Consider the following 17505-nt stretch of genomic DNA (forward strand, 5'->3'; position numbering starts at 1 on the left):
GTTATGAGATATTTATTAACAATCGCATTATTACTTTTCACGTTTAATGCTTACTCAGTCACTAAAGTTGATGAAACGGTACAAGTTGGCAACAAACTTTTTTTGTATATTCCTGGTGAAGTCGATTTTGATAAGGCCTTTGAAGTTGACAACAAAGGGCAAATTAATTTACCCGAGGTTGGGCAGTTTGTAGTAGCAGACAAAACACTCTCGCAAATTGAGCAAGAACTTGCACCGGTATTGGGTGGTTTATTTGTTGCCATGGATGATTTTTATATAGAAATACACAGCAGAGATATTTTTATCAATGTTATGGGGTATGTTAATACGCCCTCTCAAGTGAGTATTCCAGATAATGGGAATATTCAAATGGTTATTTCAAAAGCAGACGGTTTAAAACCAGGCGCTCAGTTAGACAGGTTACAAATAAGACGTGGTGAAGAGGTTATTGAGTTTGATTACAAAGCCTATTTAGACTCTGGCAATATTAGCTTATTACCTGCACTTAAAAGCAAAGATACGGTATTTGTGCCGGTTTCACCTTTGTTGGGTAATGTACAAATAGACTTTGATGCCCAAACACTCAGTGCAACGGGTGATGCGAATGACGGTAATGCAGTCACTATTTTAGGCGAGGTACATAACCCGGGAAGCTTTTCATACAAAGAAGAAATGACCATTTTGGATGCGCTTATGCGCGCTGAAGGGGTCACGCGTTATGCCGATGTGACTAAAATTAGAGTTATTGTAGATAAATCGCCGGTTATTTTTGATTTAAAGGCTTATTTAGATAAACCATCAAGTAGCACTATGCAGTTATTGCAGCCGGGTTCGACAGTGTATGTGCCTATTATGGTTGATGATGTAAACACGACCTCTCGTACTGTTTATATTATGGGTGAGGTTCAAAAGCCAGGAGCTTATGAAGCGGCAGACAGTACTAACTTTTTGGATATTTTAGCGAATGCGGGTGGCCCAACTCGATTTGCTGAAACCCGCCATATAAAAATACTTACCCCAGAGGGTGAAAGCATTTTATTTGACTTACAAGGCTACAGTGAAGGCACGGTAACCACAAAAGTACCTGACTTAAACCCAGGCGATGTTATTTTTGTTCCAGAAAAAACAGACGTAAATGAAAAAAGCTGGCTTAAAATTCCGACCAAACGCGCCATTAAAATAATTGGTGCCATTACTTCTCCGGGTAGGTATGAGTGGAGTGATGAAATGGACTTTACCGATTTACTTGCACACGCTGGTGGGCCTACCAAAGGCGCTAATATTAACGATATAAAAATACTTAGAAACGGCGATGTAACCCAGCGTTTCGACCTTGAAAAATACACCATTACAGACGGTGAAACACCGTTACCAAATTTAGTCGCTGGAGACACCGTCATTGTAGAGGAGCTCCCCGTTGATCCTGCTGATAATAAGTCGCAGTGGATACGTCAAGAGTCAAGTAAGTCTATTTATATTATGGGGCAGGTTGGTTCACCAGGGCGCTATTCGTTCAATGAAAACATGCACTTTATCGATATTTTAGCGGCCGCTGATGGCCCAACGGGCACAGCCGATATTCGTAATATTAGAGTGACTCACAGAAACGGTAATCGAGCTAAAGTGAGTAAGTTAGATTTAGCAATGTACTTTGAAACCGGTGACGAAACATTATTTCCTAATGTTTTACCAGGAGACACTATTTTTGTCCCAGAAAAAAATAAAGACTGGCTACGCACACCCAAAGAACGCGTAGTACGCATTATGGGCGCGGTGCAAAAGCCTGGTAGATATAACTTTGACGACACAATGAGCATTTTAGATGTGTTAGCTGAGGCAGGCGGCCCTTCAAACTCAGCACTTATTGATAAAATAGTCGTGGTTAATCATTCGTGTTGTAAAGAGCAATCGAGAGTGTTTGATTTAGAGGCTTTTATTAAATCGCCAAACTCAGCAAATATCCCCGTACTAAGAGCAGGAGATACCTTGTATGTTCCTGATAAAGGGCAAGATTTATTAAGTCAGTTTAAAGATAATTTCCTGGATGTAATTACCATACTTGCGTTAGTGGTGGGCTTATGAAATTAATACCAAGTCAATATCACGAGTTAGAAGTGATATGTAATACCATGATTGATAATGATGCACGGTGCGTTACGTTTATATCGCTTTGTGGCTCAGAGGGGGCATCTACCGCGTGTGTGAGTGTTGCAAAGCGTTTACAAAGCCAAAATAAGTCGGTGCTTATAATTGATTTAAACCCAATTAATACATTTAATTCAGATGATAAGTTACCCGATACCTGCAGCCCATGGCGTTTTGATGATATTTCGTGCCAGTTAGGAGTGACAAATTATCAAGAGGTAAACTTACTCACTATTAAACACTTAACAGCCATTGAGCCTGCTAAAAACAAACATGTGTTAAATGACGCGATTGCTCGCTTAAAACAAGAGTATGACTATATTTTAATAGATATGTCGCCGGCATTAAAACTAAACAGAAACAATGTACCGCTTCATTCACTCAGTTTGTGCAGCGAATTAACCTTTGTCGCTGTGGCGCTTGGTGTTAATGATGAAGAGTCGTTATGTAAAGGCATAAAAGAGCTAAAGCAAGCTGGTCATAGTAATATTAAGTTACTAATAAGCCAGCATAATTTTGCTCCGCTGGGTGAACGTATAATTAGTGTTTTAAATAAACATAAAAACAAATGGCCTAAATTGTGTAATAACCTTAAGTCAAAAATTAATAAACAAAGGTGGTTGTTTGAACACCACTGAGGGCAATATGGATATTTTATTTGAAAGACGTTTTGAATTACTTTGGCCAACGCTCAGCGAAATTCGATTGGTACTTAAACATGTTTTAAGAGCACTTAATGTAAAAAAAGATGAAGTAGATGCCGCTGGTTTAGTGGCAACCGAATATTTAACTAATTTGATAAGGCACAACGAAGGATCAGAACAGCATATATTTTTACGGATCAGCCAAGCTGATAACGATGGTTATACCCTCACATTTATAGATGAGCTTACGCCTTACAATTTATTTGAAAAAAATAACTCTCAATGGAAACTCGGTTCAGGGACTTTGGTTGAAGGGGGTATGGGGGTTGAGCTTATTCGCCACTATTTTAAGACCGCACAGTATGTTTCAGAAGATGGTAAAAACTATTTTACTTTCCCACTGGAGCACTTAGATAAACGACCCACGGTTATATACGTTGACGATGATATTACTCAACTCGCTTTAATGAGTGCCTATTTAAAAGATCACTTTCAAGTAGTGCCTTGTGAAAGTATTGAGGCCGGTTGGCAAGCAATTTTAACCGCCGATGCACGAATATTGCTGCTTGACCATAAGCTAAAAAACGGTACATGCGAGCCACTTTTAGAAAAACTCAACCAATCTAATTTAAAGTCGCAGTTATCGGTTGTTATGCTAACAGGTGACGATAGCGAAGAAGTGATAAGTAAAATTAATCGGTTAGGTGTAGACGACTATTTAATTAAACCCGTTAAAAAAAATAAACTGCTACAGAGTATTGAACGAGTAACACACCGTTTTGCCTACTTATCCTATCAAACAACATTCGAATCTACGCCTTCTAAAATTCATTTACAAAATAATAAAAGTGCGCATCTTTTTGGCTCTATTAGCTTGGGGAATGGGGGGGACTTTTTTATGCCCATTAACGATGAGTGCAGTGCATTTGTACTTGGCGATATGATGGGACATGGTTTACAAGCGCTTAAAGAAAGCTTTGCAATTAAAGGTTTTATAAGTGGTTTTTTGGCCACAGGCTTACCTTATCAAAATATGTTAGCGGCGCTTAATAATGCGCTTTACAAGCAACAGCTTTGTAAGTCTAGCTTAGTCACGCTTGTTATTTGTTTTATACAACACAATAAATTATTTTGGTTAAATGCCGGCCATCCTCCGCCAGTTGTAATACTCAATAATGGCAAAGTACGCCAATTGACAGGGACTGGTCCATTGTTGGGGCTTTCAAAGGAGCATAATTACGCAATATACGAAGCAGGGCTTGACGATGTTGAACATATTTTGTTTTACACCGATGGCTGGACTGAAAACCGCTTCACCGATAAAGATGAGATAGGTGAACTCACTAAAATTATTCCTCAAGGTTGTCAAACGTCTGAGGAATTTGCACATTGTTTATGGAAAAACTCACAAGTTACCCTTTCTAAAGAAATTGATGACGCCTCATTAATTATAATTAACTGAATTTGCATTACGTGACACTTTATAGCTATATTATAGGCATACATTCTATCTGATTGAATTAACGGCTACTTGCCAACTGAGACGTCTTTATGCCACCCACAGTTTTAATCGTTGAAGATACGCAGTCTTTAGCAATGATGTACCAATCTTATTTACTACCAACCGGTGTTAACACCCTTGTGGCAAGTGACGGCAAAACGGCCATAGACATAATAAATAAAGTGCACCCAGACCTTATAGTGCTGGATGTTATGCTGCCAGATATGAATGGGCTTGATATTTTAGCGACGTTAGAACCCGATAATTCGCCTCAAGTTGTTGTATTAACTGGGCATGCAACAAAAGAAATGGCCATTCAGGCAATAAAACTAGGCGCGAGCGACTTTTTAGAAAAACCAATAGAAGCAGACCGCTTTAGAATAACGGTTAACAACGCACTAAAAATTAAAAACTTAAAGCAAACCGTTACACAATATAAAAACAAATACGAAAACGGGAAATACTTTGATTTGATTGGCAGCTCAAAGCAAATGCAGTCTGTTTATCAAATTATAAGCTCGGCGTCTGCCAGCAAGGCCACTGTTTTCATAACAGGTGAAAGTGGTACGGGTAAAGAGTTGTGTGCACGGGCTGTTCACCAAGCGTCTAATCGAGCTAATCAACCCTTTGTCGCCTTAAACTGTGCCGCAATACCAAAGGATTTAATTGAAAGTGAAATTTTTGGGCATCTAAAGGGAGCGTTTACTGGCGCAATAGCCAATAGAATGGGTGCTGCAGGGCAGGCCAATGGGGGAACGCTGTTTTTAGATGAACTGTGTGAGATGGATATTAATCTGCAAAGTAAACTTCTTCGATTTATACAAACAGGGAGCTACCAGCAAGTTGGCAGTGAAAAAGAAGTCAAAGTTGACGTTAGATTTGTTTGTGCAACTAATAAAGATCCGCTTATTGAAGTAGAAAACGGCCGTTTTAGAGAAGATTTATACTACCGACTTCATGTTATTCCTATAGAGCTGCCACCACTTAGAGAACGCGGAGCCGATATTATCGAGATTGCCGAAGCCTTGTTTGTAAAACTCGCATTGGAAGAAAATCATCCTTATAAGAGTATTTCAGAGGGGGTAAAGCAGCTGCTTATGCAGTACAGTTGGCCAGGTAATGTAAGGCAGCTCGAAAATGTGATCCGTAATGTATTGGTACTCCACCCTGAGCAATATATTAATACTGATATGATACCCGCATTACCGGTTAGCTCAAAAAGTCAGACGCAACAAACGCCAATCACCAACGCGCAATCGGTAAATACTGAAACAGCAGCGTTTGATATGGCAACATCTCAAAGCGAAGTTAAGCCGCTATGGCTTGCAGAAAAAGAATATATTGAGCACGTTATAAAAATATGTGTATCTAATGTGCCTAAAGCGGCATCACTGCTCGATGTGAGCCCTTCAACATTGTACAGAAAAATTAAAAGCTGGGATGAACTCGAATAAACTTATGTCCCAGTATACGCTTGCTTGAGTAGTTTAAATTGCTGTTTACCTGAAAAACGTTTCTCCAGCGTGCTGTACGCGTTATTGATAATAGTATTGGTGTGATCTTCGGATTGTGCGAGCAGTTTTTCTACCTGTTGCTCAAAGTGTTGTGCATTTGTTTCTTGTATTAAAAACCCTGTAATTCCGTGTTTTATAATGCTGGGGATAGCACCTACTGCGCTGCTAATTATAAACTTTTTTTCTGATATGGCTTCTAGTAGTGCCATTGGTAGCCCTTCTTCTCTTGAGCAAATAAGTAATACATCAATTTTTTTCCATATGGTATTACGCTCAACTAATCCGTGGTATTCAAGGTTATGTAAGTTTGGTAGTTCGCCTTTTAAGGGGCCATCACCAAAAATGTGAAACTTAACGTTTAAATGTTGCTGCATATTTCCAGCTAACCTACAAAATATATCAGGTCCTTTTTCAAATGATAACCGACCAACAAAACCAATGTTAATGCCTGTTTTAAATTTGTTACTATTACTTTGGGATTTATTAATAGCGATAAAGTTTTCGAGTAACTGTGCATTTTTAATTGAATGCTTTATTTGTTTAGAGACGGCGAAGTTTATTGATAAAGGGGAAAGTAGTTTATCTAACGTGTTGTAAAGTTTTAGTTTACCTGTACCCGCTTCGCCAGCATGGTAGGTGCTAATACAGCGATGCCTAGTTATTTTACATACTAAACGGCCTAATATTCCGGCCTTATAACCATGAGTATGAATAACGGTGTTTGAATCGAAGCTTTTTAATTGTTTAAGTAGGCTACTTAGGTTTCCTTTTAAAAATTCATACCTTATATTTTCTTGGTTAAGCAAATTATAAAATGCTTGATTTTTGTGATCCTGGTAAAACATAATGTAGCTGCTAATGTGGTTGTTAGTGAGTAGCTTTGACAGTTCAACTAGGTGTGTTTCTATTCCACCAAGCATCGAAGAGTCTACAAATAAAACAACGTTGAATTTCATAACTAACCCCAAAAGATATTTATGATTAATTGCTCAACAATTGAACAGCTTAAAAATGATGTTGGTAACGAGCTAGCAGTAGAGCTGCTAAAAACGTTTATTAACGAGTCAAAAAAAACAGTTGAAATCTTGGTTAATACACAAGATGTCAGTGAAATAGAAATAAGCGCACATAGCCTTAAAAGCAGTGCCTATAGCTTTGGTGCTATCAGCTTGGGAGATACCTGTAACTCAATAGAGTCACTCTTAAAATTTGAACATACTCCACAACAGCTCGATTTATTATTAACAACAGCAGAACAACAAAGCACAGAAACCTTTAAAGAACTAGAAGCTGTTATCCAAAACATTTAAAAATGATTACTTAATTGTATGGGCATTTTAAGCAACCCAGAAAACACATTGTTTAGCTCATCTATGTCGTGTAAATGGGCTCTGTTTTTTAGGATAGTTTTACTACCCTGTAATATTTCTTCAATTGCAGAGGGTGGAATACTTAAATCATATAATTTAAAACCTAGTTGTTCTGTAAGCCAATCAACACCCGGTGTTGAGGTGTTTTTCATGACGCTTTTTTCTATTTTTGAGTTTTCGATAAAAATACGACATGCCGATGTTTTTTGAATAGCAGCCGCTATTTCATCCACTAAAAACGCAGGTAAAATACTCGTAATAATACTCCCTGGGCCAATAATGATTAAATCGGCTTCTAAAATGGCGTTTACACAGCCCGGGCCTGCAGGGACATTTTTAGATAGTGATACACTTTTAGGCAAAGAGGTTAGTGAATCAATTTCACATTCGCCAATTACTTTTTCATTATTGTTTAGTTCAGCGACAAGGTCGGTGGGTACTTCTGTCATGGGTAAAACGGTTTCTGAATTACCGAGCAGAATATTAAAATGCGCAATCGCTTTTGTTGCAGAGCCGGTCAATTCCATTAAACCAAGCAGTGTTAAATTACCTAAACAATGTTCAGCAAGTTGTCCTTGTGTGAATCTGTGCTCGTAAATTGCGTTAAACGTAGATTTTTTACCAGCAAGTTGCAGACAGCAACGACGTATGTCTCCAAGCGCAATAGTTTCTTGTGAAGATCTAATTTTACCTGTGCTACCACCATTGTCTGTGGTTGCGACAATAGCGGTTATGTGACTACTCATCGGCTTAATAGCGCTTAAAACCTGTGCTAATCCGTGTCCGCCTCCAATACACACTATTTTCATTTTTGAGCCTTTGTGTTTTTGTTTATTTCACATGTGATTTGCATTTATTATTCCAAAAGTTTTATAACAATTAACATGATGATTTATATTGTTTTTTAATCTATATTTAATTGAGCAAGGCCAGTTTTAAAATTACTTTTTGCAAAACGCGATGCATATTGATGAGGAAAATGAGTGTGAAAAAAACAGAACATCTGTGTGTATCTGATTTACAAAAACATTTAATAGATTTAGCTAATTGTGAACACGGTGCTGCTTTGTTGGATTTGCTTAGAACGGTATTTGAGTCACGGCTTAAATATACTGACTGTATTATCATCAATAGGTATAAATATAGATATTACGAGACGATAGCGACGACTAATGATCAATTTAGTGACAAAATGTGGTCCGAGTGTTCTTTGTTTACACAAACCGCTGAACAAGGTTATGCCATATGCCAATACCCTCAACAAATTGAAGAACTCGAATTTTCGATTACATATTCAATTCAAACCTTAAAACTAAAAAACTCTTTATTATTTAGTGTGAACACACACTTTGATAAAGGTATATTTATTTTTACAAATGTAGATGCACAGCAATGTGAGCAATTTATTAGTTCAGACACTATTAAAATATTGTTACAGCAGGCGTTTTGTACATTAATTAATCACGTTAAGTTAGCCAAACAAACTAACAAAGCTTTATCGCTGACACATAGATTTACGACACTCTCTAGCCTATTTAAAGAGTATGGGTCAGAGTGGTTTTGGCGATTAAACCCGCTAATGGTATTTGAAAGTATTAATAATATTGAAACTATAGGGAATGTTTACGATCAGCTTTTTATTGGTCATAAAATTGAACACATCATCACAGATAATGAAAAGCAAAATACAGAAAAATGGCAGCAATTTAACCAGCTAATTGATGACCGTAACGATTTTCATAATTTTGAATTTGAGGTTGAAGCCGACAAAAATTTTTGGGTCATTTTAAGTGGTAAACCTCTTTATAATAAGTTAGGACACTTTTTGGGTTACATGGGGCTTGCTAAAAATATTACGACGTCTAAACAGCGAGAGTTTGCTCTTCAGGCACAAACATTGAGGGCTGAAGAGGCAAGCCAAACAAAATCAAAATTTTTGAGTGTGATGTCTCATGAAATTAGAACGCCTATTCATGCCGTTATGGGTATGATTGAGTTACTACTTGATACAGAGCTCACCCCCGAGCAACAGCAACTTGTTAAATATGCTAACTCAAGCACTGAGATTTTATACGGTTTAATAACCGATGTGCTCGATTTTTCAAAAATTGAGTCAGGCACGGTTTCATGTATAAAAAAACCATTTGATATAAAGCTGTTAACTGAAAATATAGTAGGGCAGTTAAATATTGTTGAAAAGTCAGATGACATTCTTTTTACCACCCACATCGATAAACAAATTCCCCAATATGTTGTTGGTGACGAATACAGATTAGGCCAAGTATTATTTAATGTAATTAGTAACGCGTTTAAGTACACAACAAATGGTCAAATAAATTTAAACGTAGTAATACAAAATGAACAACTTGTTTTTGAGGTAAAAGACTCGGGTATTGGTATAGCTAAAAAGCATTTAGATTTAATCTTTAAGCCATTTAGTCAGGTAAATGACAGTATAAACCGTAAAAGTGAAGGGGTTGGATTAGGATTAAGTATTTCAAAAAACTTATTAGGCATAATGGGAGGAGACATAACAGTAGATACCCAACTGGGTTTAGGCAGTACGTTTACCATTTCAATACCATTTGAAGAGGCCCATGTTACTGATATTATTGATAATGTAATACATAAACAATCGGCGCTAACAATTTTGGTGGCCGAGGATAACAAAACGAATCAAGTACTGATCAAGGCATATTTAGAAAAGCTGAATCATAAAGTCACTTTGGCTAATCATGGGCACGAGGCTATTGACTTATTTTCGCGTAAAAAGTTTGATTTAGTATTAATGGATATCATGATGCCTGAAATGGATGGTTTAACTGCTGCAGAATATATAAGAGATGAATTAGTCAGCGATGTACCAATTTACGCATTAACCGCTAATGCAGAAAAAGACAATAAAGCATCGTGCTTTAAGGTGGGTATGAACAAAGTACTCACAAAGCCGATTAAATTTCAAGAACTCGAAGCCGCCTTGAAAGGGCTATTCCCACATTGAAATAACATAACAATCATTTAGGAACTTTAAAAATAAAGCATAGGATAAATTAAATTTTACAGATAAAAATAAATTGTATGGTTAGCTAAAGTGCAGCACACTATTTAATCGATTCTTAACTTGCTGTTTACCACTAAATGTATAAGGAATATTATGTTTTATGTCTTTTATAGGGTTTTGACTTTAAGTTTTTTTATATTAGGTATTTTCATATTAACTGTAACCAAAAGCTATGGGACAGGGTTTGAAACGCTTCCTAAAAAACAATTCAATGTGCTTTTATTTACAAAAAATGAAGGGTGGCATCATAAGTCTAAAACTAACGCTGTTAAAGCAATCGAAGATTTAGCTAACAAACATTTTTTTAATTTAGTTTGGCACGAAGAAAGCCATTATTTTAATGACAAGTATTTAGCTGATGTTGATGTCGTTGTGTTTTTACTCACCACGGGAGATATTCTAAATGTTGAAGAGCAAAAAGCTTTTGAGCGATTTATAAAAGCAGGAAAGGGCTTTGTAGGAGTGCATAGCGCATCAGATACCGAGTATGATTGGCCTTGGTATCAAAAGCTAGTAGGGCGCACGTTTAGTATTCATCCAGTAATTCAAACTGCGATTTTAAGTAAGGTGGACAATACTCGTTTTATTGGTATAAATCATATGCCACAGCAAATGCTATGGACTGACGAATGGTATGAATTTGGTCCAGAGCTTAGTAACTTAAACTATTTATTAACGGTGGATGAGCAAAGTTATAACCCACATGTTGACTGGGGGAATAACAGAAAAGGCAACGGTATGGGAGCGTTTCACCCCATTTCGTGGTACCAAAACTATGACGGTGGCCGCTCATTCTATACAGCTCTTGGTCACACTAGTGCAGTTTATAACAGTGAGTTTTTAACCGAGCATATATATGGCGGTATTTACTGGGCTGCAACGGGGAATGGATTAGAAAAGAAGTAGTCAACTCGCATGTTAAAGGATAAAAATCCTTGTCTCTCGTATATTCTCATAACAGCGTGGTGGATTTGCATGTTTGGGGCGTTTAATGTGTATACGGTTTTTGAAATACTAGCGTATTATCATGAAACGATCGTTTACGTTTTCACCTTATGTTTTGCCGTTGTATGAAAGCGCGCTTAGAAGTCTTAGGGCTATTTTTAGTATTTTTTAACTCAAGCTCATTGTTTGAATTTACAGCAAGATTATTACAAACGGCTTCAACGTCATTATCTGCTTTTTTGGTTTTCAATTGAGTATTAATAATAAACTAATTAGCCAGTTACGGGCTTTATCCGCCCTAAATTCCTAGTTTTGGAAGCTATTGTGAATAATTTGGGTTTGTTAATAGTGATGTTCGCCTCGGCTTAAAAACCGAGGCGATGTCTTTACACGTAGCGGTTAACAATATTTTCAAGCAGTTCTTGGCGACCAGAAACTTGCTTAGGGTCAATGTTGTTTTCGTGCACTAGCTCAGCCAAACTTTCAAGTGATTGCTCACCATTTATAATGCTTTGGCCTAAGTCTTCTTTCCAACCAGCGTAACGTTTTTCAACAAAGTCAGACAGCTCGCCGCCTTCAACCATGGCTGCTGCATTGAGTAATGCTTTAGCCATTGTATCCATACCACCAATGTGACCGATGAATAAGTCATCGCGTTCACACGATTGACGACGAAGCTTAGTATCAAAGTTAAAGCCACCTGTTTTAAAACCGCCATTTTTTAAAATTTCGTACATAACGAGTGTGCATTCGGCGACATCGTTAGGGAATTGGTCTGTATCCCACCCGTTTTGCATGTCACCACGGTTAGCATCAATACTGCCCATAATGCCTTCTGCGCAAGCAACCGCAATTTCGTGATGAAAGCTGTGACCTGCAAGTGTTGCGTGGTTTGCTTCAATGTTTACTTTAATTTCGTCTTGCAGGCCGTGTTTGTGTAAAAAGCCTGCAACAGTTGCTGTATCATAATCGTATTGGTGCTTAGTTGGCTCTTGAGGTTTTGGCTCAATAAGTAACGTACCTTTAAAGCCAATTTTTTTCTTGTGCTCGACAACCATTTTTAAAAAACGTGCATACTGTTCGCTTTCTTGCGCAAGGTCTGTATTTAGTAGCGTATCGTAACCTTCACGTCCCCCCCAAAGCACGTAGTTCTCGCCGCCTAAACGATGCGTTATTTCCATTGCATGTTTAACTTGTGCTGCTGCGTATGCATACGTGTTTGGATTAGGGTTTGTTGCACCACCGGCGCAAAAACGTTTGTTTGAGAATAAGTTAGCAGTACCCCACAGTAGCTTTACACCTGTGCGCTGCATTTCTTTTTCGATAATGTTTGCTATGTGCTTTACGTTATCATGGCTTTCTTGTAGTGTTTTACCTTCAGGGGCAATATCAACATCATGAAAACAAAAGTAGGGTACGCCTAATTTTTCAAAAAACTCAAAGGCAACTTTTACTTTTTGTTCTGCAAGTTCTAATTGGTTGCCGACAGGTTGGATCCACGGACGGTCAAATGTGCCTTCACCAAAAATATCAAATCCTGTAGAACAAAAGTTATGCCAGTAGCAGGCTGCAAAACGAAGGTGTTCTTTCATTGTTTTACCAAGTACGATTTGGTTTTCGTCGTAATAACGAAATGCAAATGGGTTTTTAGAGTTTTCACCCTCAAATTTAATTTTTTCAACGTTTGTAAAAAATTGCTCGCTCATTATGTGCTCCATGAAAATTATAATAGTGTATTAAAAATATGTTTTTAGGCTTTGATAAAGTGCTTTGTACGCTTTGTATTGCTGTGCGTAAAAGTTTTGCATAGTTGGGTTTGGCTCAATGGAATGTGTGACTGTGCCGTTAACACACACTTGTTGTGCAGAAAGTTCTTCTACTCCTATTCGGGCAAGCCTTGCGGCGCCAAATGCAGGGCCAACTTCTGAGCCTTCTCGGTATATAAGGGGGCGGTTAAGTACACTTGCAAGGATTTCTCCCCACAATGGGCTTTTAGCGCCACCACCAATAACGGTGACATCGTCAATTTGTGCGCCAGCATCAAGGAGAACTTGTTGGCCATCGGCAAAAGCAAAGGCAACGCCTTCGAGGACTGCACGGCCAAGAATTGCTGCGTCGGTGGCGCTGTCTAAACCAAAAAATACGCCTTTGGCATCGGGGTTATTATGCGGCGTACGCTCGCCAGTTAAATAAGGTAAAAATATCACTGAGCTTGGTTTGCTAAAATCGCATTTCTTAACTTGTTCAAGCAGCGCACCTTCGTTTTCAAAACCGGTTAATTGAGTCACCCAGGTTAAACAGCTTGCTGCGCTTAACACCACTGACATTTGGTGCCAGGTGTTTTCAATGCAATGACAAAAGGTATGGACTGCACCTTCAGGGTTTGGCAGGTATTTTTCGTTGGCAACAAAGTAAACGCCCGAAGTGCCTAACGATAAAAAGGCTTGTTTTGGTTTTACTACACCTACACCGGCAGCGCCCGCTGCGTTATCGCCACCGCCAGCAACAACGGGGACTTGATTCATTCCCCATTTAGCAGCCACTTCAGCGGTTAATTTTCCTGTGATTTGTGTGCCTTCATAAAGAGTAGGCATGTGGCTAGTAGTCAAGTCGCAGGCGGCCAACATTCCTTGTGACCATACTCTTTTTTCTACGTCCAGCCATAATGTGCCTGCAGAGTCGGACATGTCTGATGCAAAATCGCCAGTCATTAAAAAACGTAAGTAGTCTTTTGGTAACAATACTTTGGCTACTTTTGCAAAGTTTTCAGGTTCGTGCTGCTTAACCCACACTAATTTAGGTGCAGTAAATCCGGGCATGGCTATGTTGCCGGTAATATGACGAGAATTTGGTTCGCGTTTTTCAAGCTCTATACATTGCGCTGCACTGCGCCCGTCATTCCACAAAATGGCGGGGCGAATAATATTATTGTTTTTATCAAGCAGTGTTGCGCCATGCATTTGTCCAGACAGACCCACCGCTTTTACTGACTTTAGTAATGCTGGGTGAGCTTTTTTTAGCTCCTCAATGGCAGAGCATGTAGCAAGCCACCAATCTGTTGGGTTTTGTTCAGAATGAAGGGGAGCCGGGCGTAACACGCTTAATGGAGCGCTTGCTTGAGCAAGTAATGTGTCGTGCTCGTCTAAAACTATAACTTTTACACCTGAGGTGCCTAAATCTATACCAAGGTACATAAATGTGATGCTTAATATCTTGAGTGTTAGCGCTAACATTAATGGTTGGGTGTTGGTAAGTCAAGCTAGTTTTAACTATGCTTAATTCGTTTCAAGCTTATTGCTTAGTTAGTAATGCGTTGTTAGTTTTTTATAGAGGCAAGAAACATATTGATAAAACAGGCATTAATTTATTGGCTAAAACCATGTTTTAGGGGCAGTTCCTTAGAGTATTAATGATTTAATCAAAATTAAGTGTATTATCTAATATTAGCCTGTGCGCTCACAGATTTATGTAATGACCCTAAATATTCTATTCAGCAATTTGTTAGCGCTAACATTTTTCTTTTTATGCGGTTTTATTAATAGCAATCATTTAAAACACAATGTAAACAATATTAGGCATCGTCATTATGTATAATGGAAAAATAAACGTTAATTATAATAGTCGATTGATTGTGAGTAGGTAATAAGAAATGGCCGACCTTAAAAGAGCAAGAATACAAGATGTAGCCGAACAGGCGGGCGTATCAATGATGACCGTTTCACGCGTGCTCAACCAAGACAAAAAAGTAAGCGACAAAACACGCGAAAAAGTATTGTTGATAGTTGAGCAATTAAATTACAGGCCAAATGTGTCTGCTAGGCGCCTTGCAAGTACTAAGTCATTCTTTTTAGGATTGTTGTACGATAACCCTAGTGATTCTTACATAAGCCAGTTTTTATTGGCTGCGCTTAAAAAATGCCGTGCACTGGGTTACCACCTTGTTGTTGACGAAGCGCACACCGATATTGACAAAACAATTGAGTCGGTAAAGCAACTTATTGACGTTACACAGGTTGATGGCATGATCCTACTGCCCCCTATGTGCGACAATGAACCGGTTTTAGATTTACTTACTAACGCACAAGTTCCATTTGTGAGAATAACGCCAGATACAAAATTAAATCGCTCCCCTTATATTTGCATGGACGATTATCAAGCGGCGTTTGAGGTTACAGAGCATTTAATAAATCAAGGGCATACTAAAATTGCGCATATTATTGGCGACACTAAACAAGGTGTAAGCCGTTTGCGATACCAAGGTTATTTAGATGCCTTGCGCTCTAATAAAATAATAACGCCACCTGAGTACATAGAGCAGGGCAGCTTTACCTATCAATCGGGTATGGAAGCGGCAAAAAAATTACTTTCGCTTGATGATAAACCCACAGCTATTTTTGCAGCTAATGATGATATGGCAGCCGCTGTAATCTCAATAGCTCAAAAACAAGGTATTAATATTCCGAGTGATTTGTCGGTTGTTGGTTTTGATGACACGCAACTTGCGACCATAGTTTGGCCAAATATTTCTACGGTGAAACAGCCCATTAATGAAATGGCTGAACTTGCCATTACTTTACTAGCATCAGGCCAATACAACGATTTGAGTAATTTAAAAAGCTTAGACTTAAGACATATTTTAGATTTTGAATTAATAGAAAGAGAATCAAGCTCAACCAATAAAAAATTAAATAAGTGATTGTCTAGTCATATGTAAACGATGCAGGAGGTTTACTTAAAATAGGTATTTATACTTTTGTTTTTATGTGATTTTTAAATCTGAATTAAGGTAACGTGCTTAAATAAGTAAAAGACTATGCATAGAAGGTTATCGTCCTAAATTAAATAATTCAGGACGATAAAATTACACGTTCTCCAGTTTTGTTCCCTTGGTTTCTTTTACTAGGTAAATAACAAAAAGTACCGATACAAAAGCAAAAAAAGCATAGAGCGAGTACGCCAGTGCCAGTCCTCCGCCGGTTAGTAAAATTGGGAAGGTCATGGTGACCAAAAAATTAGCCAACCATTGAGCAAGCCCTGCAACCCCCAAGCCTAATCCTCTTATCTTATTTGGAAATATCTCTCCAAGCATTACCCACATTACAGGGCCCCATGAAAGATTAAAAAAGAAAACATATAAGTTGGCTTGTACAAGTGCAATTAAACCCCAGTCGCCAAGTTGTAACTGCCCCTGAGGATCTAAAGATCCGTTAGAAAATGAGACAACTAACCCAATGAGCGAGAGAGTCATACCTATTGAACCGATTAATAAAAATGGCTTTCGGCCTAATTTATCAATAAGGGATAAGGTAATAAAGCAGGCTAATAAGCTAATCACGCCACTAATAATATTAATTAAAAGTGCATCTGACTCTGAAAAGCCAACGGCTTGCCATAAAACGGCACCATAATAAAATACAACGTTAATACCGACCAACTGCTGCAATATCGCCAGTCCAATTGCAACATACATGACTGGCTTGAGCTTTAATGTATTAGCTTGAAGTAAGTTAGTTAATTTTGCTTTTTCATTGTTACCCAATGACAATTTTATTTCGTCCCACATTGATAGGGCGTTTTTAGTACCAAATAATTGCGATAGCGTTTTTATGCCTTCTTGTTGTCTATTTTTCATTGCTAAATAGCGCGGGCTTTCTGGAATGAACAACAAAGTAAGTAGAAAGAAAATTGCGGGGATCAATTCTATCCAAAACATCCATCGCCACGTATCAAAGCCAGACCAAAGTACTTCGGTTGAGTGCCCAGATATTTGTACTAAAGAATAGTTACTTAAAAAAGAGCAAAATAATCCTAAAATAATAGCAATTTGCTGAATAGAGGTAAGCATGCCACGTAAACGCGCCGGCGCAATTTCACTTATATAAGCTGGCGTAAGTATAGATGCAGCTCCGACCGCTAAGCCGCCAATTAAGCGATAAACGATAAACTCTCCCGACGAATTTGCAATACCAGAGCCCCAAGCACTTATAATAAAAAGAACAGCGGTCGCAAGTAATACCTTTTTGCGACCAAATAAATCGGCACTTTTACCGGCTATTAATGCACCAATAGCGCAACCTAGCAGCATACTTGCCACATTAAAGCCCGTTACTACGCTATCAGAGTTAAAGGCACCTTTAAGTCCATCAACGGTGCCATTAATTACACCGCTATCAAAACCAAATAAAAACCCACCAATTGCAGCTACGCATGCAATAAAAAATATACGTAGTAAGTTCTCGCTTTCGTTATTCTCTAGCTGAAGTGATGCACCACTGTGCGTGGGATCGGTTGCTGTATTTTCCATTATATAATTCCTAGATTTTAT

Annotated in this window: 13 protein-coding genes; 8 read left to right on the forward strand and 5 right to left on the reverse strand. The window is 38.2% G+C overall.

The window, feature by feature from the left end; genetic code table 11:
• Positions 1–3: 3 nt before the first annotated feature.
• The 4 genes from ATS76_RS17515 to ATS76_RS17530 all read left to right on the forward strand — a co-directional run bounded on the left by ATS76_RS17515 (position 4) and on the right by ATS76_RS17530 (position 5744).
• The gene (locus ATS76_RS17515) at positions 4–2082 is read left to right on the forward strand and encodes an SLBB domain-containing protein (protein ID WP_058553117.1); all 2079 of its coding nucleotides are present in this window, start codon (positions 4–6) and stop codon (positions 2080–2082) included.
• A complete protein-coding gene (locus ATS76_RS17520; protein WP_008131314.1) occupies positions 2079–2783 on the forward strand; it encodes an AAA family ATPase in 705 nt (234 codons plus the stop codon). Before ATS76_RS17515 ends, ATS76_RS17520 begins: the two co-directional genes overlap by 4 nt.
• A gap of 7 nt (positions 2784–2790) precedes the next feature.
• Entirely contained in the window at positions 2791–4251 is a 1461-nt protein-coding gene (locus ATS76_RS17525; protein ID WP_058553118.1) for a SpoIIE family protein phosphatase, read from the forward strand.
• 89 nt (positions 4252–4340) lie between these two features.
• The gene (locus ATS76_RS17530) at positions 4341–5744 is read left to right on the forward strand and encodes a sigma-54-dependent transcriptional regulator (protein WP_058553119.1); all 1404 of its coding nucleotides are present in this window, start codon (positions 4341–4343) and stop codon (positions 5742–5744) included.
• 2 nt (positions 5745–5746) lie between these two features.
• On the opposite strand, the gene ATS76_RS17535 is transcribed toward ATS76_RS17530, so the two are convergent.
• Positions 5747–6760, reverse strand: coding sequence for a glycosyltransferase family 4 protein (locus ATS76_RS17535; protein WP_058553120.1), 1014 nt, complete (start codon positions 6758–6760; stop codon positions 5747–5749).
• 21 nt (positions 6761–6781) lie between these two features.
• Here ATS76_RS17535 and ATS76_RS17540 point away from each other — a divergent pair, with 21 nt between their 5' ends.
• Entirely contained in the window at positions 6782–7114 is a 333-nt protein-coding gene (locus ATS76_RS17540) for an Hpt domain-containing protein (RefSeq protein WP_058553121.1), read from the forward strand.
• On the opposite strand, the gene ATS76_RS17545 is transcribed toward ATS76_RS17540, so the two are convergent.
• Positions 7111–7983, reverse strand: a complete 873-nt coding sequence (locus ATS76_RS17545; protein WP_058553122.1) for a gluconeogenesis factor YvcK family protein — start codon at positions 7981–7983, stop codon at positions 7111–7113. The genes ATS76_RS17540 and ATS76_RS17545 overlap by 4 nt on opposite strands.
• A gap of 176 nt (positions 7984–8159) precedes the next feature.
• Between ATS76_RS17545 and ATS76_RS17550 the strand changes: the two genes are divergently transcribed.
• Both ATS76_RS17550 and ATS76_RS17555 read left to right on the forward strand, forming a co-directional pair.
• Positions 8160–10175: a response regulator gene (locus ATS76_RS17550; protein ID WP_235590949.1), complete on the forward strand. Its 2016-nt coding sequence runs from the start codon at positions 8160–8162 to the stop codon at positions 10173–10175.
• 153 nt (positions 10176–10328) lie between these two features.
• On the forward strand, positions 10329–11141 hold the full coding sequence (locus tag ATS76_RS17555; RefSeq protein WP_058553124.1) for a ThuA domain-containing protein: 813 nt from the start codon (positions 10329–10331) through the stop codon (positions 11139–11141).
• A 425-nt stretch (positions 11142–11566) separates the two neighbouring features.
• Here the strand turns inward: ATS76_RS17555 and xylA are convergent, their stop codons facing one another.
• The gene (gene xylA / locus ATS76_RS17560) at positions 11567–12886 is read right to left on the reverse strand and encodes a xylose isomerase (RefSeq protein ID WP_058553125.1); all 1320 of its coding nucleotides are present in this window, start codon (positions 12884–12886) and stop codon (positions 11567–11569) included.
• Between the two features lie 30 nt (positions 12887–12916).
• Entirely contained in the window at positions 12917–14374 is a 1458-nt protein-coding gene (gene xylB, locus ATS76_RS17565; RefSeq protein WP_058553126.1) for a xylulokinase, read from the reverse strand.
• Positions 14375–14829: 455 nt separating this feature from the next.
• On the opposite strand from xylB, the gene ATS76_RS17570 reads away from it, so the two are divergent.
• On the forward strand, positions 14830–15876 hold the full coding sequence (locus ATS76_RS17570) for a LacI family DNA-binding transcriptional regulator (RefSeq protein WP_058553127.1): 1047 nt from the start codon (positions 14830–14832) through the stop codon (positions 15874–15876).
• A gap of 165 nt (positions 15877–16041) precedes the next feature.
• Here the strand turns inward: ATS76_RS17570 and ATS76_RS17575 are convergent, their stop codons facing one another.
• Positions 16042–17484, reverse strand: coding sequence for a sugar porter family MFS transporter (locus ATS76_RS17575; protein ID WP_058553128.1), 1443 nt, complete (start codon positions 17482–17484; stop codon positions 16042–16044).
• Positions 17485–17505 lie beyond the last annotated feature (21 nt).

Source organism: Pseudoalteromonas sp. 10-33, from assembly GCF_001469195.1.
Classification (GTDB): Bacteria; Pseudomonadota; Gammaproteobacteria; order Enterobacterales; family Alteromonadaceae; genus Pseudoalteromonas.